Below are 24,897 nucleotides of genomic sequence, written 5' to 3'. Positions count from 1 at the left end.
GGTGTAACACGATGAACACCACAGACCGGCAAATCACATTCTCGGCTCTTTCCTATCTTCTTTCGTATCCGGATGAAGAGTGGAGAGCGGAACATCCCGAATGGAAAGATCTGATCAATGAAATCGAAAATCAGCATATCCGGGAGAAACTGCTTCATTTTGTAAAGTCATCAGCATGTTTTTCCCCGCAGGCCCTGATTGAACATTATGTATACACGTTTGACTTCGGGAAAAAAACGAATATGTATGTCACCTACTTTAACTCAGGCGAGCAAAGGGAACGCGGCATTGAATTGCTGCAGTTAAAGAACACTTATGAGCAATCCGGCTTCCTCCCGACAGACAAAGAGCTTCCCGATTACCTGCCGCTTATGCTGGAATTCGCCGCCATTGCGGAGATGAAGGAAGCCAAGAGCATATTTGAGAAGTATCTGTCTAATTTGCGGGAGCTGACATCCCGTTTAGATCAAAACCAAAGTTTATATGCCGTACTGCTGGATGCACTGCTTACCGCGCTTGAGGAAATCGGCTTGTGTGAAAGCAGCGAAGGAGCTGTTCGGACATGAGCGGGCAGATCCTGTGGGTCATCATGCCGTATATGGTATTGACGATATTTATCGGCGGGCATATTTACCGCTATCAGCACGACCAGTTTGGCTGGACCGCCAAATCAAGCGAACTGTTAGAAAAGAAAAAGCTTGCGGCGGGCAGCACGCTCTTTCATTGGGGGATGCTGTTTGTTATCGGCGGACACGTTATGGGCATTCTCATCCCCGAAGGTGTGTATCGTGCAATCGGCATCACAGAACACGTGTATCACAAAATGGCGATTGGCGTCGGCTTGCCGGCGGGAATTGCTGCAGTAATTGGACTTTTCATCCTGACATACAGAAGGCTGTTTGACAAAAGGATCCGCAAAACCAGCTCGCCCTCCGATTTTCTCACGCTGTTTTTGCTGCTGTTTGTGATGGTCTCGGGCGTTGCAGCCACATTTCTCAACGTTGATTCGAAAGGATTCGATTACCGGACAACAGTCGGGCCGTGGTTCAGGCAGATCTTTTTGCTGAGGCCGGACGCTTCTTTAATGGAGAGTGTTCCGCTATGGTTTAAGCTTCATATTCTCATGGGATACGTCATTTTTATCATGTGGCCATTTACGAGATTGGTTCACGTGTTCAGCCTGCCGCTCAAATACCTGACCCGCAGCTATGTCGTATATCGCAAGCGTTCGAAACAACACATACAGCATCCGTAAAAACATCCCCCTTTGCCAAAAAGGGGGATTTCTCATCTTCTCTTCACATTATAGGAAAAAATAAAAACCTAAGATATTTTCTTACAAGACAATTGCTTGGCGGAAAGGAATACTGATATTTTTGTATTTGGAAATAACAATATATTCGAAAAAGGAGAGTGAAGAATGAAACGGATGTTCCTCATTTTAACTGCCTGCCTCATCACTAGCGCCGGGGTTCTGACGCTCAGACATTCTCATGTGTTAACCGGCGGCACAGCCGGCCTTTCTCTAAGCCTGACATACGTGTTTCATTCCTCGTTTGCTATGATCTTCTTTCTGATTAATATCCCGTTTTATGTCTTCTCTTTTATCAGAATGGGTGCCAGCTTCACTTTATCCACGTTATTTGCAGTAACAGCACTGACTCTTTTTACAAGCGCTGATCACTGGCTTCCGCCCGTCTCTTTTTCCCCGTTTGCCGGCGCGATTTGCGGCGGAGCATTGATCGGGTTCGGCCTGTCGCTCATGTTTTATCACCAGGCATCCCTTGGCGGCGCCAATATTATCGCTTTATTTATGCAAAAGCGATACGGGTGGAATCCGGGGACGGTTAATTTCGCCTTCGATTTCGCCGTTGTGCTGGCCGGCATTTTTTCCGTCGGTTTGCAAAAAGGCCTCTGCTCCATTCTGTCCATTGCCATCACGGGATTGGCTGTCGGCTTCTTTAAACATAAAATCAAAAGCAGCTACTCGCTGAAGCCAGATTTGCTCAAGAACTTTACTTCCGGCCAATCACAGGAAGCCTCCTCGTAAGCCTTTCCGCCCCGCGCGCGGAGAGGCTTTTTTCATAGAAAGGTTTAACGGTTAGAAATAAGAGGAAATACGAAGGTAATCGGATCGGATTGGAGAGGGGACAAATGCTGAAAAGGAGACTGGAGTTTTTCTTTTTATATATCATGCTCATCGGGGCATACGTCATATGGGTTTTTCCGGTTTCCAGGCTTGAGTTTTACGGAGGATTGCTTTGCTATGCCGGCATTATTTTGTTCAGCATTTATTCGTTAATCCTTGAAAATCGAACGTCACAGCACACGCTGTTATGGATACATATTCTAGTCTTTTTTCCGATCGCGGGCTACATGTTTTATCTGTTTTCCGGACAGCTGTATGTAAAAGGAAAGCTGTTTAAAACAAAACGAATGTACAACAGGGAGAAGCTTCGAAAGCAGTTTGACATGGAGGAAACGCCTGAAGTGACCGGATTGAAGGACAATCAGGAAAGGTTCTTTACCTATTCCATCAGGGCTTCACATATGAATATCAACACGAAAAGCAAGGTGAAGGTTTTGAAAAACGGGGAACAAACCTTTCCTGATATTTTCAAAGCGATGCGGAAAGCGGAATCTTATCTGCATATCGAATACTACATGTTCAAATCGGACATGCTTGGCCGCGGCATGATGGAGATTATGATGGAAAAGGCGCGTCAGGGTGTCGAGGTGCGGTTTTTATATGACGCTGCGGGCAGCATCAAATTGGCAGGAAGAGATATTATGAAAATGAAAAAAGCGGGCGTGGACATTGTTCCTTTTTCTCCGCTGAAATACGGGTTCTTCAATCAGAAATTGAATTTTCGAAATCACCGTAAAATCGTGATCATAGACGGGAAAATCGGCTTTGTCGGCGGATTGAATGTCGGGAAGGAATATATCAGCCGAGACCCGATTATCGGTTTTTGGAGGGACACTCATCTGCGGCTGGAAGGAGAAATTGTGCAAACGCTTCACGCCATCTTTATGCTGGATTGGGAATATGTCTCTAATGAAGTGTTAATTGATCAAAAAGAATACAATACGCCAGTCCCCGTGGAGGGCGGAGGCATTTATCAAATTGTTGCGACAGGGCCTGACATGAAGGAAAGCATGAGTGACCTCTACTATGAAATGATTTCTACAGCGCAGAAATCTGTGTGGATCGCCACGCCTTATTTTGTCCCGAATGAATCCATCCGCACGGCTTTGAAAGCCGCCGCGACAAAAGGGGTTCAGGTGCGGATTATGGTGCCGGAGACGAATGACAGCTTTTTAACGCAATACGCGTCGAGATCGTATTTCCCTGAGCTGCTTCTAGAAGGGATTGAGGTGTATTCCTATCAAAAAGGCTTCATGCATCAAAAAGTAATAATCATTGACGGCGATCTCGCCTCAGTCGGAACCGCAAACATGGATATGCGCAGCTTTCAGCTCAATTTTGAAGTGAACGTTTTCTTCACGGATGCCGAAGCGATCCGCACCCTGGAAGACCATTTCGAAGAGGATATGCTGGAAAGTGAGAAACTTAGCCCTGTCGGCTTTTATAAAAGAGGAATGGCCGACCGGACAAAGGAATCTGTTGCCCGTCTCTTTTCAAGTGTTCTGTAAGAAAAAAGAAATACTGTCTTTCAAAACAGCCAGTGTATAGTATAATTGAGAAATCTTATCAGTTATTAATGCATTGGGGGAAGATAGGGTGCTGCGGCAATTTTTTGCGTATTATAAACCATATAAAACATTGTTCTTTCTCGACTTTTTCTCGGCGATCGCAGGAGGCTTAATGGAGCTGAGTTTTCCTTTAATCGTCAATTATTTTATTGATACCCTGCTTCCGGGGAGAGACTGGGGCCTGATCATCGCGACCTCAATCGGATTGTTCGCGGTTTACGCGCTCAGCTCGGCTCTTCAATATGTCGTCACGTATTGGGGGCATATGCTCGGAATCAATATTGAAACCGATATGAGAAAGTCGCTATTTGACCATCTGCAAAAGCTGTCCTTCAAATTTTACGACAACAACAAGACGGGAACGTTAATGTCGAAGCTGACGAACGACTTAATGTACATCGGCGAAGTCGCCCATCACGGTCCAGAAGATTTGTTCATCGCCATTATGACGATTCTCGGGGCGTTCGGGGTTATGCTGTTTATCAACTGGCAGCTGGCATTGCTGACGTTTATGATCATGCCGATTGTCATTTGGCTTGCGCTTTACTTCAATAAAAAAATGACCAAAGCGTTTACGACGCTGAACAAGGATATCGGAGACTTCAGTGCGCGGGTAGAAAATAATATCGGCGGCATCCGGCTCGTTCAGGCGTTCGGCAATGAATCGTTTGAAAAAGAGCGCTTTGCTGTCAACAATCAGCGATTCCGCATCACTAAGCTGTCATCATATAAAATCATGGCGAAAAACGGCTCCATCAGCTATATGCTGACACGGTTTGTCACGCTGTTTGTCCTCTTGTGCGGTACGTGGTTTGTCATCCGAGGCTCCCTGTCATACGGAGAATTTGTGGCGTTTGTGCTATTAACGAATGTCCTGTTTCGGCCGATTGACAAAATTAACGCCATTATTGAAATGTATCCGCGGGGAATTGCCGGCTTTAAAAGCTACATGGAACTGATGGAGACAGAGCCGGATATTCAGGATTCCCCTGAGGCGAGAGACGTTTCCGGGCTGAAAGGTGATATCCGCTATCAGCATGTTTCGTTTGGCTATGATGAGAATCAACATGTTCTTCATGACATTAACCTGACCATTCGGGCAGGGGAAACGGTAGCGTTTGTCGGTCCGTCCGGAGCGGGGAAATCAACACTTTGCAGTCTGCTTCCGCGCTTTTATGAAGCGTCAGAAGGCGACATTGCCATTGACGGCATCAGCACTAAAGACATGACGCTGTCTTCCTTGCGCGGGCAGATTGGCGTTGTGCAGCAGGACGTTTTCTTATTCTCGGGCACACTGAGAGAGAATATTGCATATGGCCGTTTGGATGCATCGGAAGAGGAAATCTGGCAGGCTGTGAAGCAGGCTCACTTAGAAGAACTCGTCAATCACATGCCGGATGGATTGGACACTGTCATCGGAGAACGCGGCGTAAAACTTTCCGGCGGGCAAAAGCAGCGCCTTTCCATTGCGAGGATGTTCTTGAAAAATCCATCTATCCTGATTCTGGACGAGGCAACTTCCGCCCTTGATACAGAAACAGAAGCGGCGATCCAAAAGGCGCTTCAAGAATTGTCGGAGGGGCGCACGACGCTGGTGATCGCCCACAGACTGGCGACGATCAAACACGCGGACAGAATTGTCGTCGTGACAAAAAACGGTATCGAGGAACAAGGGCGGCATCAGGAACTGATCGAAGCCGGCGGTATTTACAGCAGACTGCATCATGCACAGTTCGGAGAGATGGTGCAGCAATAGGAGGAGAGTATGGATAGAAAAAATGTGCTGTACATAGCTGTTTCGTTAGACGGGATGATCGCGAGAGAGGATGGGAGCGTCGACTGGCTGGATGAATTTGAAGGCGAGGGTGATAACGGGTACAGTGAATTTTATCAGACTGTTGATACCGTCATATTAGGGCGGAGCACATACGAACACACCAAAATTCTCACACCCGATTTTCCGTATCAGGATAAAACATGCTACGTGTTTACGGAAACGCCCGACAGCTATCATGATAAACACGTGACGTTTATCGATGAAGACATCAAAGCGTTCACCGGCCGCTTAAAACAGCAAAAAGGCGTAAATATCTGGATCGCGGGCGGGGCAGAGCTGGTGAATACCTTTATGAAAGAGGATGCAGTCGACGAATTCATCATCACTGTCATTCCGGTTGTATTAGGGTGCGGCATTCCGCTGTTTCATGAGCAAAATACCGAAACAAAGCTGCGTTTAACCGATATAAAACGATTTGGACAGGCGGCGCAGCTGCATTATAAACGAGCATAAGAAAAAGGATAGACATCACTGTCTATCCTTTTTTATGTAAGTTAGAGCGCTTCTCTCTCAGCGGGCTCAATCATATTCTGAAACTTTTCAACCAGCTGAGACGCTTTTGTTCCTTCAACCACAATCAGATATTCTTTTTCGTTATGAGCCATACGGAACGTTTCCAGCTCGATTAAGCTTTTGATTTTGCACATCGTTTTCTTTGAGTAAATATAAACCTCGTGGCTTCCGGAATGGCACATTTTATATAGGTGAATCAAATTTCTTAAAGTAAATGCCTGTGCGGCTACTTTTAGAGACTTGATGTTTTTCATGTTCTTTCTCCTCCATTGATTCTTGTCTTATATAGCGTATGTTCCCAATGTGTACAAACTGTAAACCTGTTTTTGCACACTTATGATTTCCATTGCAGAGTGCCGCCGCCAATCCGTTTCACGCCGCGGATTGAGCTCAGTTCATCCATCAGCCGGAGAAGCGCCTTGTCCTTCTGTTTCGCCTCGATCATAAAATCAATATTGGTTCCCCATTGTCTGAAGCGCTCCAAAAGCGGCAGCAAGAAGTTGGCGTCTACATATTCCGCATGGCTGCGCACCGCTTGCTCCGATTTTGGAGAGGAAAGATGGACCTTCGGCTGCAATCCGATCCGCTGCCATGTGTTGATCATCCGGGGCAGTGCTTCATTCAGGTCTGCATGATCATCCGAGTTTGCGTAAAAATGATGAAAATCAAAGACAAACGGAACATTCTCTTGTTCACAGACCTGAAGCGTCTCTTCCGTGGTGTACGTTTTATCGTCATTTTCCAGCGTCATCCGCTGTTTGATCTCTTTCGGAAGCATTTTCATGTTTTGATGAAATTGTTTCAGAGCGTTTTCTTTGTTTCCGTAAGCGCCGCCGATATGGATGTTGATAACTGAGCGGTCTGCAATCCCCATCGCTTCAAGCATGCGGTAGTGATAAGCCATATCGGTTACTGCATTTGCTGTAATGGATTCCTTAGGGCTCGTAAACAGGGTAAACTGGTTAGGATGAAAGCTTGTGCGCAGATTGTATCTTTTCACGAGTTCTCCAATCTCACGGAACTCCTTGCGAAACGGCGTCACAAAGTCCCACATCACGTCAGGATGAGTGGCCAGCGGCACAATTGAGCTGGAAAAACGGTACAATGGAATATCGTGGCCGATGATATAGTGAAGGGTTCTCATGGTATTGCGCAAGTTGGCTTTCGTCACAGCCAAAAGGGCTTCTTTTCTCTCATTCTCGGGCAGCTTTGAATAACGGGCGAATGTCAGTGTTTTGGCGGGAGACGCATCCCAAAGGCTCATCGCATTTGAGACGAACCCGAATCTGAAAATCATAGGAACTCTCCTTTATAGAAAATAAGATAATGCTTTACCGAACCATTCCGCCGGTCGCTGCCTGAACGTGCGTTTTTTGAAATTTTCTTTTGTCAGCAGCTCCGACTTTTTAATATCCTCTTCAATCGTGGCATAGACTTCTTTTGTAAATGCAACATCATCAATTTCAACGTTTACCTCTTCATTTAAAAACAGGCTGCGCTGATCAAAATTGGCTGTGCCGATCATGCTGAAGTGATCGTCAATGATCAAGGCTTTCACATGATAAAATCCTTGGTAAAAACGGTAGATGAGACAGCCGGCATCCAGCAGGTCCGAATAATATGTAAAAGCAGCTTCTCTGACCAGCGGGTGATCTGATTTCATCGGCACAATCAATGTAACGTCTACACCGTTTTTTCTTGCTTTGACCAAAGCCTGCTGAAGCGGTTTAGTCGGAATATAATATGGCGTGCAAATCGTAATGCGCTCTTTCGCCTGTGCGATATTTGCCAAATACGTTTTTTCAAGAGAATAGCCGTCAGTCGCATAAATCTTATGAGGGATATTCCCTTGGGGAAGCTCAGGCCAAACATCCGGACCCAGTTCGGCTGATCCGGTATTTCGTTTCAGGTCGGCTGTAAAAAGCGTTTGAAGATCGCGGACACCTTCTCCCGTCATACGCAGATGATAATCCTCCCAATTGCCGAACTTCGCCTTTTTTCCAAGGTATTCCTCACCAATGTTAAACCCGCCGACATAGCCGACTTTTCCATCCATCACAGCAATTTTCCGGTGATTTCGTTTTTGTATATGAAAAAAGAAATAAGGGAAACGGGGCCGGTTTAAAAAATGAACGTGAACGCCGGCGTTTTTCATTGTCTCCAGCGCCGGTTTTTTAATTTTTTGGCTGCCCGACCAATCCAGAAGCAAATAAACCGATACGCCGGCCTGGGCTTTTGTTTTCAGCAGTGTGAACATATTGTGGCTGACCTCATCGTTTTTCATAATGAAAAACATCACGTGAACGGAAGAGACGGCATCGCGTATATCCTCCATCATCCGTTCAACAAGATCAGCGCCGCAGTGAATCAATTCGATATCACTTTTCTTTTTTGAAAAAACAGGCTCATACGCTTTCTTTCTGTATGCGGCGCGGCCCATAAAGATATCCAGCAGGATTAAAGCCAATAGTATGATGACAACGATGAGAATCACGAAAAATACCTTCATCCCGGCACTCCTTTCCGTAGTTGTAGGTAGTGTGCCCGAACAGCAGGAATTTAATTATTGACTGAACACTCATTCATTATTTATCATAAAGATAATCTAATACAGATTTTGGGGCAGGGGATCACGGTCTTCATCAGTAAAAAGGGGGAATTGGAATGAGCGGCTTTCTCATTGTCAATGCATTATTATTTCTGATTGTAACCGCTTACGCTGTTTATTTGTTTGTCTATTTGGTCAAAACAAGGCTTGCTTACATCAGGCTCGGCCAAAAGGAACAGTTCGATAAACGGATCAAGGAACGGCTTCAGGCCATATGGGTGAATGTATTCGGGCAGAAAAAACTGCTCAAGGATAAGAAAAGCGGCATCATTCACGTCATGTTTTTCTACGGCTTTATATTGGTTCAGTTCGGAGCGATTGACTTTATCATCAAAGGGCTGGTCCCGGATCGAAATCTGCCGCTTGGCCCGATCTATCCCGCCTTCACTTTTTTTCAGGAAATCGTTACGTTTCTGATCTTAATTGCGGTTGGCTGGGCATTTTACAGACGCTATATCGAAAAGCTCGTCAGGCTGAAACGAGGCTTTAAATCTGGACTTGTTCTCATTTTTATCGGCGGTTTAATGCTGACGGTTTTATTGGGGAACGCAATGAATCTGATCTGGCATAATCACGGGCTTTCTTGGAGCGAGCCGATCGCTTCAGGCATCGCGTTTTTGCTTGGCGGCGTCGGGGAGACGGGCGCCGCGGTGATTTTCTATATCGCATGGTGGGTGCACCTGCTGTTTTTACTGAGCTTTTTAGTGTATGTGCCGCAGTCAAAGCACGCTCATTTAATTGCCGGTCCTGCCAACGTCTTTTTCAACAGGCTTGAAGCGCCCGGAAAGCTCGAAAAAATTGATTTCACAGACGAAACGAAAGAAAGCTACGGAGCGGGAAAAATTGAGGATTTCAGGCAGTCCCAGTTGATTGATCTGTATGCGTGTGTCGAGTGCGGCCGCTGCACCAATATGTGCCCTGCGACTGGCACCGGAAAAATGCTGTCGCCGATGGATTTAATTTTACGCCTCAGGGACCACCTCACAGAAAAAGGCGCTGCCGTCACTTCGCGCTCGCCATGGGTGCCGGCTGCAGCATTCCGGCATACGAAAGGGAACCAGCTGGCTGCGGCAGCCTCAGGGAGCGGATCACAGGAAGCCGCCGCCGCGCTAGATTACAGTCCGAGCTTAATCGGCGATGTCATTACCGAAGAAGAAATTTGGGCCTGCACCACTTGCCGGAACTGTGAAGATCAGTGCCCCGTCATGAACGAGCATGTTGATAAAATCATTGATCTTCGCCGCTATCTCGTGCTGACTGAAGGAAAAATGGACAGTGACGCACAGCGGGCGATGACGAGTATTGAGCGGCAGGGAAATCCGTGGGGCCTCAACCGCAAGGAACGTGAAAATTGGCGCGACGCAGCCCCAGATGCCGATATTCCGACAGTAAAAGAATTAAAAAAAGAGGAAAAAGAATTCGAATATCTTTTCTGGGTCGGTTCCATGGGGTCGTACGACAACAGAAGCCAAAAGATCGCCATCTCCTTTGCAAGACTGCTGAACCAAGCAGGTGCGACCTTTGCGATCCTCGGCAACAAAGAAAAAAATTCAGGGGACACCCCGCGCCGCCTTGGAAATGAGTTTTTATTTCAAGAACTGGCCGAAAAGAATATCTCGGAATTTGAAAAAAATAATGTGAAAAAAATCGTTACGATTGATCCGCACGCATACAATTTATTTAAAAACGAATATCCTGATTTCGGCTTTGAAGGCGAAGTGTATCATCATACGGAAGTGCTGGCCGATCTGGTGAAGAGCGGGAAACTAAAACCGCAGCACCCAGTTCATGAAACGATCACCTTCCACGACTCATGCTACTTGGGACGGTACAACGAAGTCTATGATCCGCCGAGAGAGATTTTAAAAGCCATTCCGGGTGTGCGGCTTATTGAAATGGAGAGAAACCGGGAAACCGGCATGTGCTGCGGAGCTGGCGGAGGCTTAATGTGGATGGAGGAAGAGTCAGGCAACAGGATTAATGTCGCCAGAACAGAGCAAGCGCTGGCAGTCAATCCGTCGGTAATCAGCTCCGGCTGTCCGTACTGCCTCACGATGCTTGGGGACGGCACAAAGGCAAAAGAAGCGGAAGATCGAGTCAAAACGTATGACGTCGCGGAGCTTCTGGCTCAATCTGTCTTGGGCGCTGATATGACAATGGGGGAAAAGCGATGAATTTTTCATTAACAGAAGAACACGAAATGATTCGTAAATTGGTTCGTGATTTTGCGAAGCATGAGGTTGCACCCACAGCGGCAGAACGTGACGAACAAGAACGCTTCGATCGTGACCTGTTTCGGGAAATGGCGGACTTAGGATTAACAGGGATTCCGTGGCCTGAAGCTTACGGCGGAATCGGAAGTGACTACCTGGCTTATGTCATAGCGGTGGAGGAACTGTCAAAAGTCTGCGCCTCCACCGGCGTGACGCTTTCAGCCCATATCTCGCTTTGCGGCTGGCCGCTGTTTGCATTTGGCACAGAAGAACAAAAGGCAGCGTACTTAACACAGCTGGCCCTTGGGCAGAAAATCGGGGCTTTCGCTTTGACTGAAGCGGGCTCCGGTTCAGACGCCGGCGGGATGAAAACAACCGCTGAGCGAATCGGTGATGACTATGTATTAAACGGATCAAAAGTGTTTATTACAAACGGCGGCGCCGCTGATATTTATATTGTGTTTGCAGTCACTGACGCTGAGAAAAAGAAAAAAGGCATTTCCGCTTTTATTGTAGAAAAGGATTTCGAAGGATTTTTGACAGGCAAGAAAGAAAAGAAACTAGGCATCCGTTCTTCTCCGACAACAGAGATCATCTTCGAAGACTGTGTCGTTCCCGCAGAAAATCGTCTCGGTGAAGAAGGGGAAGGCTTCAAAATCGCGATGAAGACGCTTGACGGAGGAAGAAACGGCATTGCGGCGCAGGCTGTTGGCATCGCCCAGGGAGCGCTTGATGCGGCGCTTCAATACGCAAAAGAAAGAAAACAGTTCGGCAAATCGATCGCCGAGCAGCAGGGCATTGCTTTTAAACTTGCAGATATGGCGACAATGATAGAAGCTTCAAGGCTACTGACCTATCAGGCGGCATGGCTGGAATCGTCAGGCCTTCCATATGGAAAAGCCTCCGCTATGTCCAAACTGCTGGCGGGGGATACGGCGATGAAGGTGACGACCGAAGCTGTGCAGATTTTCGGCGGCTACGGATATACGAAGGATTATCCTGTTGAACGCTATATGCGCGACGCGAAAATTACGCAAATCTACGAAGGCACCCAAGAAATTCAAAGGCTGGTTATCTCCAGAATGCTCGCAGAATAAGGCAAAACATCTATCAGTCGGATCACTCTTGTAAAATTATTTAAATTAACGCTGTTAAGGGTAGCATATTCTGTTTTATTTTGTTTATAATGAGAGGTATGGTTTGTATAAGAACGATACAATATCGCTTTCATTATTGATAAAACAGATACATATAAGTAATAGAAAGGGAGTGTCCGACCTTGGGTATCAAACAATATTCACAGGAACAGCTAAAGGAAATGGCTTTAGTTGAAATCGCTCACGAATTATTTGAAGATCATAAAAAACCAGTTCCTTTTCAGGAGCTTTTAAATGAAATTGCATCATTGCTCGGCGTAAAAAAAGAAGAGCTTGGAGACCGCGTCGCACAATTTTATACAGATTTAAACATTGACGGCCGCTTCTTGGCGCTCTCTGACCAGACTTGGGGCCTTCGCAGCTGGTATCCGTACGATCAGCTTGATGAAGAAACACAGCCGACAGTTAAGGCGAAAAAGAAAAAAGCGAAAAAAGCTGTTGAAGAAGATCTTGATCTTGATGAATTTGAAGAGGTTGACGAAGACGACCTCGATTTGGCTGAGGTTGAGGAAGAACTTGATCTCGATGCGGATGAGTTTGACGATATCGATGAAGACGACGAAGACGAAGACGAGCTCGAAATTGATGATGATCTCATTGATGACGATGAGGAAGAAGAAGAAGATGATGACTATGATGAAGGCGATGAGGATAAAAAATAGTAAAAGAATTTCATCCTCAAATCGATCTTGACTTTCATAGTCGAACTATGTAGTATGTATTTTGGGCTCTTCAAAAACGAAGAGAGAACATAGAACGTTATGCTCCCTTTCAAGAAATTGAAAGGGAGCTTTCTTATTTTCACCCCTCATTTTTCTTATAAATCATTTAAAAGGCTAAATGATTTCCTATAAAACGGTACATTTTAAGAAATGTAGCTTAGAGCGAAGAGAGGAGCAAACGAAATGACGAAATATATTTTTGTAACCGGGGGAGTCGTATCCTCACTTGGAAAGGGTATTGTAGCAGCTTCATTAGGGCGTTTGCTGAAAAACCGCGGACTGAACGTCACCATTCAAAAATTCGATCCATACATCAACGTCGATCCGGGAACAATGAGCCCTTACCAGCACGGTGAAGTATTCGTAACAGATGACGGCGCTGAAACAGACTTAGACCTGGGCCACTATGAACGTTTTATCGACATCAACCTGAATAAATTCAGCAACGTAACAACAGGTAAAATCTATTCAACGGTTCTTAAAAAAGAACGCCGCGGAGATTACCTCGGTGGAACAGTGCAGGTTATTCCGCACATCACAAATGAATTGAAAGACCGCGTATACCGCGCGGGTAAAGAAACAAACGCGGATGTCGTAATTACAGAAATCGGCGGTACTGTCGGAGACATCGAATCCTTGCCATTCCTTGAAGCGATCCGCCAAATGAAGAGTGACATCGGCCGTGAAAACGTGATGTACATCCACTGTACACTTGTGCCTTACATTAAAGCTGCCGGCGAACTGAAAACAAAACCGACACAGCACAGCGTAAAAGAATTAAGAAGCCTGGGCATTCAGCCAAACATTATCGTTGTTCGTACAGAAATGCCGATTTCTCAAGATATGAAGGACAAAATCGCATTATTCTGCGACATTGATACAAAAGCGGTTATTGAATGTGAAGATGCGGACAACCTCTATTCCATCCCGCTTGAGCTTCAAAAACAAGGACTTGATAAGCTTGTTTGCCAGCACATGCAGCTGGAATGCAAAGAAGCGGAAATGTCCGAGTGGAAAGAGCTTGTAAACAAAGTCAGCAACCTGTCTCAAACGACCACAATCGGACTTGTCGGAAAATATGTTGAGCTGCCTGACGCTTACATCTCTGTCGTTGAATCACTTCGCCACGCGGGCTACGCGTTTGACACAGATGTAAAAGTGAAATGGATTAACGCTGAGGAAGTAACAGAAAGCAACATCGGAGAGCTTACTAGCGGCACAGACGGTATTATCGTACCGGGCGGCTTCGGTGACCGCGGTGTTGAAGGTAAAATCATTGCGACAAAACATGCGCGCGAAAACAACATTCCGTTCTTGGGCATTTGCTTAGGCATGCAGGTTGCATCTATTGAGTATGCCCGAAACGTATTAGGCTTAAAAGGCGCTCACTCTGCGGAAATTGATCCGTCAACTCAATACCCGATCATCGACCTTCTTCCTGAACAGAAGGATGTTGAAGATCTTGGGGGAACACTTCGTCTCGGCCTTTACCCTTGTAAGCTTGAAGAGGGCACGAAAGCATTTGAAGTGTATCAGGATGAAGTGGTGTACGAGCGTCACCGCCATCGTTATGAATTCAACAACGAATTCAGACAGCAAATGGAAGACCAAGGCTTCGTATTCTCAGGCACCAGCCCGGACGGACGCCTTGTTGAAATTATCGAGCTGAAAGACCATCCTTGGTTCGTGGCTTCTCAGTTCCACCCAGAGTTCAAGTCAAGACCGACAAGACCTCAGCCATTATTCAAAGGCTTTATCGGAGCGTCTGTTGAAGCTGCAAATCAGAAGTAATAAAAAAAGACTTGCCGTTTGTCAAAAGCGGACAAGTCTTTTTTATTTGTTTCCGGCAAGATACAGCATGTACAATAAGTGATTATGCATACTCTTGCAGAATTTCTTTTAATGTAAATGATAGAGCATGGTAGACATACAATGCTGTCATTAATGAAGGGAAGCCGTAACGGGTGCCGTCTTCATCGGGAACGAGCGGCATTTTCAGCTTCGAATCAATATGCACATCGCAATATTGTTCGATTCCGGCGCTGTCTTTGGCTGCCGGCGATACGCAAACGACTCCCGCGCCTTTTTCATAAAGCTCTTTCGCGAGCGCCTGTTCTTCATCTGTACCTGTCCCTGTGCAAAACATCAGCACCCTGTCGCTTTCTGTCACTTCATCGGCGTTGGCGGGAAACGCTTTGACAGAAGGAAGCGGCTCTTTGCCTTCGGTAGCCTCATATAAGACGCCCTGAAGCTCATTTGCCCCGTATATATATATGGAATGCCCGCTGACCACCGCTTGAGCAAGCAATCGCGCCCCATCTTCAATCGCGTCAGGTTCCTTATCCTGAATGCGGGAAAAAATACCTGTTAACTGTGTCGTAAATATTTTCAACATAAGTGAATCCTCCTTTATAACGTACAATAACAGTATACAACAAAAGAGAAAATGCTCAGAAAATGTCGTAAAGTAGACTATTATAATTAAAGGAAATAGGAAAATCAAACAGAATACATAAACTACTGCTTACTTTTGACGAAAATCATAATATTGGGGTGTAAAATGATGAATGAAAAAATTTTAATCGTTGATGATCAATACGGAATACGTATTTTGCTTAACGAAGTGTTCAATAAAGAGGGCTATCAGACATTTCAGGCTGCGAACGGCCTTCAAGCGCTTGATATTGTGACAAAAGAACGTCCGGACCTTGTCCTTCTGGATATGAAAATTCCCGGCATGGACGGAATTGAAATCTTAAAACGGATGAAAGTCATTGACGAAAACATCCGCGTGATCATCATGACGGCTTACGGAGAACTCGATATGATCCAGGAATCAAAGGAATTGGGCGCATTGACGCACTTTGCGAAGCCGTTTGACATCGACGAAATCAGAGACGCCGTCAAAAAATATCTGCCCCTGAAGTCTAACTGACAAAAAGAAGAAACAATTGAATGAGCTCATTGTGTTGCCGATTTGTCGAAAAGTTGGTATTCTAGTTATGGAGAAAAAGCGATCTGAGGATTTACATATGACAGCAAATTATGGGTCATGCTAGGGTGGAAAGCTTTTTTCGCTAGAAGACAATCAGGCTACATAAGGAGGACATTCGACATGCCTTTAGTTTCAATGACGGAAATGTTGAATACAGCTAAAGAAAAAGGTTATGCTGTAGGACAATTTAACTTAAACAACCTTGAGTTTACTCAAGCGATTTTACAAGCAGCTGAAGAAGAAAAATCTCCAGTGATCCTTGGTGTTTCCGAAGGTGCGGGACGCTACATGGGCGGCTTCAAAACAGTCGTAGCTATGGTAAAAGCACTAATGGAAGAGTACAAAGTGACAGTTCCTGTTGCGATCCACTTAGACCACGGTTCAAGCTTTGAATCTTGTGCGAAAGCGATTCATGCAGGTTTCACATCTGTAATGATCGACGCTTCTCACCATCCATTTGAAGAAAACGTAGCAACAACTTCTAAAGTTGTTGAGCTTGCTCATTTCCACGGAGTATCTGTAGAAGCTGAGCTAGGAACAGTCGGCGGACAAGAGGACGACGTTATCGCTGAAGGCGTAATCTACGCTGATCCTAAAGAGTGCCAAGAGCTTGTTGAGCGCACTGGCATCGACTGCCTTGCACCTGCATTAGGTTCTGTTCACGGTCCTTACAAAGGTGAGCCAAACCTTGGCTTCAAAGAAATGGAAGAGATCGGAAATTCAACTGGTCTTCCGCTCGTTCTTCACGGCGGTACTGGAATTCCGACTGCTGACATCAAAAAATCAATCTCACTTGGTACAGCTAAAATCAACGTAAATACTGAAAACCAAATTTCTTCTGCAAAAGCTGTTCGCGAAACGCTGGCAGCTAAGCCTGACGAGTACGATCCTCGTAAATACCTTGGACCTGCTCGCGAAGCGATTAAAGAAACTGTTATCGGTAAAATGCGTGAATTTGGTTCTTCAAACCAAGCTTAATTCAATTGGAACTTTTTATAACCGCCTGACAGCTTGACAGGCGGTTTTCCGTCTATCTTTAGAAAGCGCAATCATATTCACAGTTCTGAAAATTCTTACTCAGGGAGGCTTTTGTAAATGTTATTTTTTATTGATACAGCCAATATCGATGAGATTAAAGAAGCGTATGAATTGGGAGTTCTTGCCGGTGTAACAACGAATCCTAGTTTAGTAGCAAAAGAAGCTAACGTATCATTCCATGACCGCCTTCGTGAAATCACAGAAGTCGTTCCGGGCTCTGTAAGCGCGGAGGTTATTTCTCTGAAAGCTGAGGAAATGATCGAGGAAGGAAAAGAACTGGCGAAAATCGCTCCGAACATCACGGTGAAAATCCCGATGACGGCTGACGGTTTAAAAGCCGTAAAAGCACTTACTGACTTAAACATCAAAACAAATGTCACATTGATCTTCAATGCAAACCAAGCGCTTCTTGCTGCAAGAGCGGGCGCTACATATGTATCTCCATTCTTAGGCCGCTTAGATGATATCGGCCATAACGGGCTTGACCTGATTTCAGAAGTCAAGCAGATTTTTGATATCCACGGGCTTGATACGCAAATCATCGCGGCGTCAATCCGCCATCCTCAGCATGTAACTGAAGCTGCATTAAGAGGTGCTCATATCGGCACAATGCCGCTTAAAGTCATTTATCAGCTGACAAAGCACCCGTTAACAGACAAAGGAATCGAACAATTCCTGGCAGACTGGAACAAGTAATTCAAGCGGCGGCAAACAGAGTGTAGTGTTTGTTTGCCGCGGCCTTTGCTTTTCACCGTCCTGATCCAGCGGACCTTCAGATGCACGCCGCTTACAGAGAAGGAATCATTGGGCTGCAGAAGCTGATATCGGAATGAGGGTTGCGTGCTGCTTTTGCCGGATGACGAAGATGTCTCTTTAGCCGGCGGGTCTCTGACGATTTTTTTGAAACCTATGCCCCCGCAAAGCTTCGCTATTTTCTTCCTGATATTTTACAATGTGTTGTATTCTTTCTCTTCGAATTGGCTAGATTTTGGACATGAGCTTTATTTGCAGAGACAGAATAAAATGCCATTTTATTTAGCTCCGCAGCTATCTTCTTATGGAAGGAGACTATCATGGAAAAGTTGAATATTGCCGGCGGTGACTCGTTAAACGGTACAGTACACATCAGCGGCGCTAAAAACAGTGCTGTTGCATTAATACCAGCAACCATTTTGGCAAATTCCGAGGTGACAATAGAAGGGCTTCCTGAGATTTCAGATATTGAAACGCTGCGTGACCTGTTACAGGAAATCGGCGGCAATGTGCATTTTGAGAATGGGGATATGATTGTAGACCCCACATCAATGATCAGCATGCCGCTTCCTAACGGAAAAGTGAAAAAACTGCGCGCGTCGTATTATTTAATGGGGGCGATGCTCGGCCGCTTTAAACAGGCCGTCATCGGATTGCCTGGCGGCTGCCACCTGGGCCCCCGTCCGATTGACCAGCACATCAAGGGCTTCGAAGCGCTCGGAGCTGAAGTGACCAATGAACAGGGCGCGATTTATTTGCGTGCTGAAAGGCTGAGAGGCGCACGTATATATTTAGATGTCGTAAGCGTCGGGGCAACGATTAACATTATGCTTGCGGCTGTTTTGGCAGAAGGGAAAACCATCATCGAAAACGCTGCGAAAGAGCCGGAGATTATTGATGTCGCGACACTGCTCACCAGCATGGGCGCAAAAATCAAAGGCGCTGGAACCAACGTCATCCGAATCGATGGCGTAAAGGAACTGCACGGCTGCAAACATACGATCATCCCGGACAGAATTGAGGCCGGAACATTTATGATTGCCGGTGCCGCGATGGGCAAAGAGGTCATCATTGATAATGTCATCCCGACTCACCTTGAGTCCTTAACAGCAAAGCTGAGAGAAATGGGCTTTCACATTGAGACAAGCGACGACCAGCTACTCATTGTCGGAGGGCAGAAAAATCTTAAGCCGGTTGATGTAAAAACTCTGGTATACCCGGGCTTTCCGACTGATTTGCAGCAGCCGATGACAGCGCTTTTGACGAGAGCAAAAGGGACAAGCGTCGTGACTGACACCATCTATTCGGCGAGATTCAAGCATATTGATGAGCTGAGACGAATGGGCGCTAATATGAAGGTAGAGGGCAGATCCGCAATCATAACGGGACCTGTCGACCTTCAAGGCGCTAAGGTCAAGGCGAGCGATCTGCGGGCCGGAGCCTGTTTAGTGGTTGCCGGGCTGATGGCCGACGGCGTCACAGAAATTACAGGTCTGGAGCATATTGATCGCGGATACAGCAGCCTTGAGAAAAAACTCGAGGGTCTGGGAGCCACAATCTGGCGCGAGAGAATGACTGATGAAGAGATAGAACAGCTGCAAAATTCTTAATTGGTTATTTGCGAGAGGAGATCGTGTTGAGATGGAAAGAAGTTTATCAATGGAATTGGTTCGTGTGACTGAAGCTGCGGCATTAGCATCTGCAAGATGGATGGGCCGGGGAAAAAAAGACGAGGCTGATGAAGCAGCAACAAGCGCAATGAGAGACGTTTTTGATACAGTTCCGATGAAAGGAACTGTTGTGATCGGAGAAGGGGAAATGGACGAAGCACCGATGCTTTATATCGGGGAAAAACTCGGAAACGGGTACGGTCCGCGTGTCGATGTCGCCGTTGATCCTCTCGAAGGCACAAACATTTTGGCAAGCGGCGGCTGGAATGCGCTGACGGTTATTGCAGTTGCGGACCACGGCACGCTTTTAAACGCTCCAGATATGTATATGCAGAAAATCGCAGTGGGTCCGGAAGCAGTGGGCTGCATTGATATTGAAGCTCCAGTCATTGATAACCTTAAAGCGGTAGCAAAAGCGAAAAACAAAGACGTCGAGGACGTCGTTGCCACCATTTTAAACCGTGATAGACACGAAAAAATCATTTCCGAGCTTCGCGAGGCCGGCGCCAGAATCAAACTGATCAATGACGGGGATGTCGCAGGCGCCATCAACACGGCTTTCGACCACACAGGCGTAGACATCCTGTTCGGATCAGGCGGAGCTCCTGAAGGCGTCCTATCTGCTGTAGCGTTAAAAGCGCTGGGCGGAGAAATTATCGGTAAACTTCTTCCGCAAAGCGAGGAAGAAATCATACGCTGCAACAAAATGGGCCTTGATTTAAGCAAGGTGCTGCGTATGGAAGACCTTGTGAGAGGTGATGACGCGATTTTTGCGGCTACCGGCGTAACTGACGGCGAGCTGTTAAAAGGCGTTCAATTCAAAGGGTCTGTCGGCACGACTGAAAGCTTGGTCATCCGTGCGAAGTCAGGAACTGTCCGTTTCGTTGACGGCAGACACAGCCTGAAGAAAAAACCAAATCTCGTAATCCGTCCATAACAAAGAGAAAAAGCGGGTGTTGACCTGCTTTTCTTTTGCAAAAAAGAGACAACCCTATCAATTGCGTGTCAAAACCTTATTTCAGTTGAATAATTGTTTGAAATAAGGTAAAAATAAAGAGTGCTGCGATTTTTAACTGCGTAATTCCTTCTTTTAAGCACTAGGAAAGTTTCAATTTCTACCGCATACAGACGATATAAGTATTGATCTTCTCATGTTTTTGTCCTCGCTTCCTTCAAAACTCATTAAGACAATCCTTTTAACAAAAGCGCCGATCATGGGTGGAAGTGTTACCGATAGAAGTTCCTTTATGTTAAAAAAAGAATGTGCTTTGGCGGATGTTGTGCAAAAGCAGCAGATTACATGTGTAAAGTAAGATATTGACTATGAAAAGCGTGGTGTTTTTTATGAAAGACGTATCTATTTCCTCTTTGGAAAATATGAAATTGAAAGAGCTATATGAACTTGCAAGACATTATAAAATCTCCTACTACAGCAAACTGACAAAAAAAGAGCTGATTTTCGCCATTCTGAAAGCGAATGCAGAGCAGGAAGATCTTCTGTTTATGGAAGGTGTTCTTGAGATCATCCAATCAGAGGGATTTGGCTTCCTGAGACCGATCAACTATTCTCCAAGCTCTGAAGACATTTACATCTCAGCTTCACAAATCCGCCGTTTCGATTTACGGAACGGAGACAAAGTATCAGGCAAGGTTCGCCCGCCAAAAGAAAATGAGCGCTATTATGGACTTTTGCACGTTGAAGCGGTAAATGGAGATGATCCGGAGTCGGCAAAAGAGCGTGTTCACTTCCCAGCCCTTACCCCGCTTTATCCAGACCGCCATATGGTGCTTGAAACAAAACCGAATTTCTTGTCTACAAGAATTATGGATATGATGGCGCCGGTAGGCTTTGGCCAGCGCGGTTTGATTGTTGCGCCGCCGAAAGCCGGGAAAACGATGCTGCTGAAGGAAATCGCCAACAGCATTACAGCAAACCAGCCTGAAGCAGAGCTGATTGTGCTATTGATCGACGAAAGACCGGAAGAGGTTACAGACATTGAGCGTTCTGTTGCTGGGGATGTCGTCAGCTCAACGTTTGATGAAGTGCCGGAAAACCATATCAAAGTAGCCGAGCTTGTGCTTGAACGCGCTATGCGCCTCGTTGAACACAAGAAAGACGTCATTATCCTGATGGACAGTATCACACGTCTGGCCCGCGCCTACAACTTAGTGATTCCGCCGAGCGGAAGAACACTTTCCGGAGGGATTGACCCGGCAGCGTTCCACCGTCCGAAGCGTTTCTTCGGGGCGGCGAGAAATATCGAAGAGGGCGGAAGCTTAACGATCCTCGCCACTGCTCTTGTTGATACAGGATCCCGTATGGATGATGTAATCTATGAAGAGTTCAAAGGAACGGGCAACATGGAGCTTCATCTTGACCGCTCTCTGGCAGAACGCCGCATCTTCCCTGCCATCGATATTCGCCGTTCTGGAACGCGTAAGGAAGAGCTGCTTGTGCCTAAAGAGCATCTTGACCGTTTATGGTCTATCCGCAAAACGATGTCAGATTCGCCTGATTTCGCGGAAAAATTCATGAGAAAAATGAAAAAGACGAAAACAAACCAGGAATTTTTCGATATTCTCAATCAAGAATGGAAACAGGCAAATCTATCATCAGCCAGACGATAAAATCTATTTGCAAAAGAAGTAAATCACTGATATAATTTTCTCATATGCGTTTCGGACAATGCTCCGAAATAATAACTCTGTTTCCACACGGGATTCAGGGCGGAAGGAGATGGATACAATGAAAGCAGGAATTCATCCTAATTTCAAAAAAGCAACAGTTAAATGCGCTTGCGGAAATGAATTTGAAACAGGCTCAGTAAAAGAAGAGGTACGCGTTGAGATTTGCTCTGAATGCCACCCATTCTACACTGGCCGTCAAAAATTCGCTTCTGCTGATGGTCGTGTTGATCGCTTTAATAAAAAATACGGTCTTAAGTAATAATAGATTTTTCAACAGGCAAGAAGCACTTCTTGCCTGTTTTTTATATTGTCAAAAACACAGCTGGCAGAGAGAGGGGAGCAGAGCCAATGTACATAATGAAGCAAAGCGGGTGGCTGGAGCTGATTTGCGGCAGCATGTTCTCGGGAAAATCTGAAGAGCTGATCAGAAGAGTGAAGAGAGCAACTTATGCCAAGCAGGAGGTCAGGGTCTTTAAACCTGTGATTGACAATCGATACAGCGAGGATGCTGTTGTTTCCCATAATGGAACATCTATGACGAGCTATGCCATTTCTTCGGCTGAGGACATTTGGAATCATATCAGTGAGAGCACGGATGTGATTGCAGTGGACGAGGTTCAATTCTTCGATCGGTCAATCATTGGTGTTTTATCGTCTCTTGCCGATAAAGGCTACCGTGTGATCGCAGCGGGCCTTGATATGGATTTCAGAGGAGAGCCGTTCGGCGTTGTGCCGGATATTATGGCCATCGCTGAAAGTGTGACGAAGCTGCAGGCCGTCTGTTCCGTCTGCGGATCACCGGCAAGCAGAACACAGCGGCTCATTGACGGAAAGCCGGCTTCTTATGATGATCCGGTCATTCTGGTGGGTGCGTCCGAATCCTATGAAGCAAGATGCAGACATCATCACGAAGTCCCGGGAAAATCTAAAAACTAATACAAAACATGGGTAAAAAGATAGAAAGCACCGGCCGAAAAGCTGGTGTTTTTTTATATATTCTGATAACAACCAATTAAAAAATTTAATTAAGTGTATTAAAAAATTAAGTAATTTTCTTCCCTTGAATTTTGATTTTGACAGGCATAAAATAACTAACGTAATGTAAATAGTTTTGAGACATTGTTCGAATAATTGTCACAAAGTCGCATAAAGATCATGATCGGTTATTTTTAGATGAGTTATTACTTAACTTGGTTAACTATTTCAAGAAAGAAGGAGATTTGCTTGAATAACATTAAAAAAACTAAGGAAGGCCATTTAGAAACAACATTAAGAGGAAAAGAAGTTTTATCTATTCCTACTTTAAATAAAGGTGTTGCTTTTACATTAGAAGAAAGACAAGAACTTGGCTTAGAAGGACTTCTTCCGCCAACTGTACTTTCTCTTGATCAACAAGCAAAACGCGCATACGAGCAATTTAAAGCTCAGCCAGACCGCCTTCGTCAAAATGTTTACTTAAATGATCTTGCTAACCGCAATGAAGTTCTTTTCTATAAATTGCTGCAAAATCACCTTCGTGAAATGCTTCCTGTTGTGTACACACCAACAGTTGGTGAAGCAATTCAAGAATACAGCCATGAATACAGAAGACCTCAAGGTATCTACTTGTCAATCGACAACATTGACGGTATTGAAAAGGCTTTTGAAAACCTTCATGCGACAGCAGGCGATATTGATCTTATCGTTGCAACTGACTCTGAAAGTATCCTTGGTATCGGTGACTGGGGTGTAGGCGGTATTAACATCGCTATCGGTAAATTGGCTGTTTACACTGCTGCAGCTGGTATTGACCCTAGCCGTGTTATCCCTGTAGTGCTTGATGTCGGTACAAACAACGAAAAACTTTTAAATGATCCTTTATACATCGGTAACCATCATGAACGTATTTCAGATGAACGTTATGAAGAATTCGTTGATGCGTATGTAAAAGCTGCGCTTAAATTCTTCCCTAAAGCGCTTCTTCACTGGGAAGACTTTGGCAACAAAAACGCGCGCAATATCATGAAAAAATACAACAACGAAATCCTGACATTCAACGATGATATTCAAGGGACAGGCGCAATTACACTTGCTGGTGTGCTTGCTGCTATGAAGAAAACAGGCGCATCTATTAAAGATCAGCGTGTAGTTGTCTTCGGTGCAGGTTCAGCTGGTATCGGTATTGCTGACCAAATCCGTGACACAATGGTGCTTGCTGGATTATCTGAAGAAGAAGCAAACAAAGCGTTCTTCACACTTGATTACAGAGGCCTGTTAACAGACGATATGGAAGGCATCCTTGATTTCCAAAAACCTTACCTTCGCAGTGCAGCAGAAGTGAAAGACTGGAAACGTGATGAAAAAGGCCAAATTTCATTCGATGAAGTGGTTCGCCAAGCGAAACCAACAATCTTAATCGGTACTTCAGGGGTTTCAGGAGCGTTCACAGAGGAAATTGTGAAAGAGATGGCATCTCACGTAGACCGTCCGGTGATCATGCCGATGTCTAACCCGACTCACCTTGCAGAAGCTGTTCCTGAAGATCTGTTCAAATGGACTGACGGAAAAGTGCTTGTAGCAACAGGGAGCCCATTTGACAATGTGGAGTACAATGGCGTTTCTTATGAAATCGGACAATCTAACAACGCATTCGCATTCCCTGGTCTTGGCCTTGGTTCAATCGTAGCTGAAGCGCGTGTTATTACGCCTGCTATGTTTGCTGCAACAGCTGATGCGATTGCTGAAATGGTTGATTTTGAAACACCTGGAGCTGGATTGCTTCCAAGCATCGACAAGCTTCAAGAAGTATCTATCCAAGTTGCCATTGCTGTAGCTGAAGCAGCGATTAAAGACGGCGTAGCAAATCGTCAGCCTGAAGATGTAAAACAAGCTGTTCTTGATGCAATGTGGACACCTGAATACAAAAAAGTCATCGCAAAATAATTGAGCGTGTAATTTTTCTGTCCGAGGGAAAGCTTTGAATAAAGCTAAAGTATACGGACATAGG

24 protein-coding genes are annotated in these 24,897 nt (G+C 45.5%); 20 read left to right on the top strand and 4 right to left on the bottom strand.

Features of this window, described 5'->3' with window-relative positions; genetic code table 11:
- Positions 1-11: 11 nt before the first annotated feature.
- The 6 genes from narJ (at position 12) to LNN34_RS19150 (ending at position 6,007) form a co-directional block, all read left to right on the top strand.
- A complete protein-coding gene (narJ, locus tag LNN34_RS19175; protein ID WP_059292338.1) occupies positions 12-566 on the top strand; it encodes a nitrate reductase molybdenum cofactor assembly chaperone in 555 nt (184 codons plus the stop codon).
- Positions 563-1,255, top strand: a complete 693-nt coding sequence (narI, locus tag LNN34_RS19170; protein WP_059292339.1) for a respiratory nitrate reductase subunit gamma — start codon at positions 563-565, stop codon at positions 1,253-1,255. The genes narJ and narI overlap by 4 nt, the downstream gene beginning before the upstream one ends.
- A 165-nt stretch (positions 1,256-1,420) precedes the next feature.
- Positions 1,421-2,050, top strand: a complete 630-nt coding sequence (locus LNN34_RS19165) for a YitT family protein (protein WP_229044195.1) — start codon at positions 1,421-1,423, stop codon at positions 2,048-2,050.
- 104 nt (positions 2,051-2,154) lie between these two features.
- Positions 2,155-3,657 carry a cardiolipin synthase gene (gene cls / locus LNN34_RS19160; RefSeq protein ID WP_044159783.1) on the top strand — a complete coding sequence of 501 codons (1,503 nt, stop codon included), beginning with the start codon at positions 2,155-2,157 and terminating at the stop codon, positions 3,655-3,657.
- Between the two features lie 88 nt (positions 3,658-3,745).
- Positions 3,746-5,473 (top strand): ABC transporter ATP-binding protein, encoded by a 1,728-nt coding sequence (locus LNN34_RS19155; RefSeq protein WP_229044193.1) that lies wholly within the window; start codon positions 3,746-3,748, stop codon positions 5,471-5,473.
- A gap of 9 nt (positions 5,474-5,482) precedes the next feature.
- Positions 5,483-6,007: a dihydrofolate reductase family protein gene (locus tag LNN34_RS19150; RefSeq protein WP_229044191.1), complete on the top strand. Its 525-nt coding sequence runs from the start codon at positions 5,483-5,485 to the stop codon at positions 6,005-6,007.
- Between the two features lie 41 nt (positions 6,008-6,048).
- Here LNN34_RS19150 and LNN34_RS19145 read toward each other — a convergent pair whose 3' ends face one another.
- From LNN34_RS19145 to cls (LNN34_RS19135), 3 genes are all read right to left on the bottom strand, one after another.
- A complete protein-coding gene (locus LNN34_RS19145) occupies positions 6,049-6,321 on the bottom strand; it encodes a hypothetical protein (protein WP_010332264.1) in 273 nt (90 codons plus the stop codon).
- Between the two features lie 80 nt (positions 6,322-6,401).
- Entirely contained in the window at positions 6,402-7,364 is a 963-nt protein-coding gene (uvsE, locus tag LNN34_RS19140) for a UV DNA damage repair endonuclease UvsE (RefSeq protein ID WP_229044189.1), read from the bottom strand.
- A 12-nt stretch (positions 7,365-7,376) separates the two neighbouring features.
- The gene (gene cls, locus LNN34_RS19135) at positions 7,377-8,576 is read right to left on the bottom strand and encodes a cardiolipin synthase (RefSeq protein ID WP_229044188.1); all 1,200 of its coding nucleotides are present in this window, start codon (positions 8,574-8,576) and stop codon (positions 7,377-7,379) included.
- A 155-nt stretch (positions 8,577-8,731) separates the two neighbouring features.
- On the opposite strand from cls (LNN34_RS19135), the gene LNN34_RS19130 reads away from it, so the two are divergent.
- From LNN34_RS19130 to pyrG, 4 genes are all read left to right on the top strand, one after another.
- The gene (locus LNN34_RS19130; RefSeq protein WP_059292343.1) at positions 8,732-10,849 is read left to right on the top strand and encodes a heterodisulfide reductase-related iron-sulfur binding cluster; all 2,118 of its coding nucleotides are present in this window, start codon (positions 8,732-8,734) and stop codon (positions 10,847-10,849) included.
- Complete coding sequence (acdA, locus tag LNN34_RS19125; RefSeq protein WP_059292344.1) at positions 10,846-11,985, top strand: acyl-CoA dehydrogenase AcdA; 1,140 nt, start codon at positions 10,846-10,848, stop codon at positions 11,983-11,985. The genes LNN34_RS19130 and acdA overlap by 4 nt, the downstream gene beginning before the upstream one ends.
- 182 nt (positions 11,986-12,167) lie before the next feature.
- The gene (gene rpoE, locus LNN34_RS19120; RefSeq protein WP_059292345.1) at positions 12,168-12,707 is read left to right on the top strand and encodes a DNA-directed RNA polymerase subunit delta; all 540 of its coding nucleotides are present in this window, start codon (positions 12,168-12,170) and stop codon (positions 12,705-12,707) included.
- A gap of 243 nt (positions 12,708-12,950) precedes the next feature.
- Positions 12,951-14,558: a glutamine hydrolyzing CTP synthase gene (gene pyrG / locus LNN34_RS19115; protein ID WP_024123191.1), complete on the top strand. Its 1,608-nt coding sequence runs from the start codon at positions 12,951-12,953 to the stop codon at positions 14,556-14,558.
- Between the two features lie 82 nt (positions 14,559-14,640).
- On the opposite strand, the gene LNN34_RS19110 is transcribed toward pyrG, so the two are convergent.
- The gene (locus tag LNN34_RS19110) at positions 14,641-15,162 is read right to left on the bottom strand and encodes a DUF2529 domain-containing protein (protein ID WP_229044186.1); all 522 of its coding nucleotides are present in this window, start codon (positions 15,160-15,162) and stop codon (positions 14,641-14,643) included.
- A gap of 165 nt (positions 15,163-15,327) precedes the next feature.
- Here LNN34_RS19110 and spo0F point away from each other — a divergent pair, with 165 nt between their 5' ends.
- The 10 genes from spo0F to malS all read left to right on the top strand — a co-directional run bounded on the left by spo0F (position 15,328) and on the right by malS (position 24,833).
- Positions 15,328-15,702 (top strand): sporulation initiation phosphotransferase Spo0F, encoded by a 375-nt coding sequence (gene spo0F, locus LNN34_RS19105; RefSeq protein WP_003227621.1) that lies wholly within the window; start codon positions 15,328-15,330, stop codon positions 15,700-15,702.
- A 180-nt stretch (positions 15,703-15,882) separates the two neighbouring features.
- Complete coding sequence (locus tag LNN34_RS19100; RefSeq protein ID WP_024123189.1) at positions 15,883-16,740, top strand: class II fructose-bisphosphate aldolase; 858 nt, start codon at positions 15,883-15,885, stop codon at positions 16,738-16,740.
- A gap of 117 nt (positions 16,741-16,857) precedes the next feature.
- Positions 16,858-17,496, top strand: a complete 639-nt coding sequence (fsa, locus tag LNN34_RS19095; protein WP_024123188.1) for a fructose-6-phosphate aldolase — start codon at positions 16,858-16,860, stop codon at positions 17,494-17,496.
- Positions 17,497-17,873: 377 nt separating this feature from the next.
- Positions 17,874-19,163 (top strand): UDP-N-acetylglucosamine 1-carboxyvinyltransferase, encoded by a 1,290-nt coding sequence (locus LNN34_RS19090; RefSeq protein WP_024123187.1) that lies wholly within the window; start codon positions 17,874-17,876, stop codon positions 19,161-19,163.
- Positions 19,164-19,194: 31 nt separating this feature from the next.
- Entirely contained in the window at positions 19,195-20,160 is a 966-nt protein-coding gene (gene glpX, locus LNN34_RS19085) for a class II fructose-bisphosphatase (RefSeq protein WP_044159762.1), read from the top strand.
- A 214-nt stretch (positions 20,161-20,374) separates the two neighbouring features.
- Positions 20,375-20,536 carry a hypothetical protein gene (locus tag LNN34_RS19080; protein WP_032731180.1) on the top strand — a complete coding sequence of 54 codons (162 nt, stop codon included), beginning with the start codon at positions 20,375-20,377 and terminating at the stop codon, positions 20,534-20,536.
- A 31-nt stretch (positions 20,537-20,567) separates the two neighbouring features.
- On the top strand, positions 20,568-21,851 hold the full coding sequence (gene rho, locus LNN34_RS19075) for a transcription termination factor Rho (protein ID WP_010332253.1): 1,284 nt from the start codon (positions 20,568-20,570) through the stop codon (positions 21,849-21,851).
- A gap of 118 nt (positions 21,852-21,969) precedes the next feature.
- Positions 21,970-22,170: a 50S ribosomal protein L31 gene (gene rpmE, locus LNN34_RS19070; RefSeq protein WP_003151132.1), complete on the top strand. Its 201-nt coding sequence runs from the start codon at positions 21,970-21,972 to the stop codon at positions 22,168-22,170.
- Positions 22,171-22,259: 89 nt separating this feature from the next.
- A complete protein-coding gene (locus LNN34_RS19065; protein ID WP_024123184.1) occupies positions 22,260-22,847 on the top strand; it encodes a thymidine kinase in 588 nt (195 codons plus the stop codon).
- Positions 22,848-23,135: 288 nt separating this feature from the next.
- Complete coding sequence (gene malS / locus LNN34_RS19060; protein ID WP_024123183.1) at positions 23,136-24,833, top strand: oxaloacetate-decarboxylating malate dehydrogenase; 1,698 nt, start codon at positions 23,136-23,138, stop codon at positions 24,831-24,833.
- The last annotated feature ends 64 nt before the right edge of the window (positions 24,834-24,897 follow it).

Source organism: Bacillus sp. AF23 (assembly GCF_020861455.1).
In the GTDB taxonomy this organism is placed as follows: Bacteria; Bacillota; Bacilli; order Bacillales; family Bacillaceae; genus Bacillus; species Bacillus halotolerans.
Note: the sequence above shows the minus strand (reverse complement) of the source record. Positions and strands in the feature narration are given on the sequence as shown.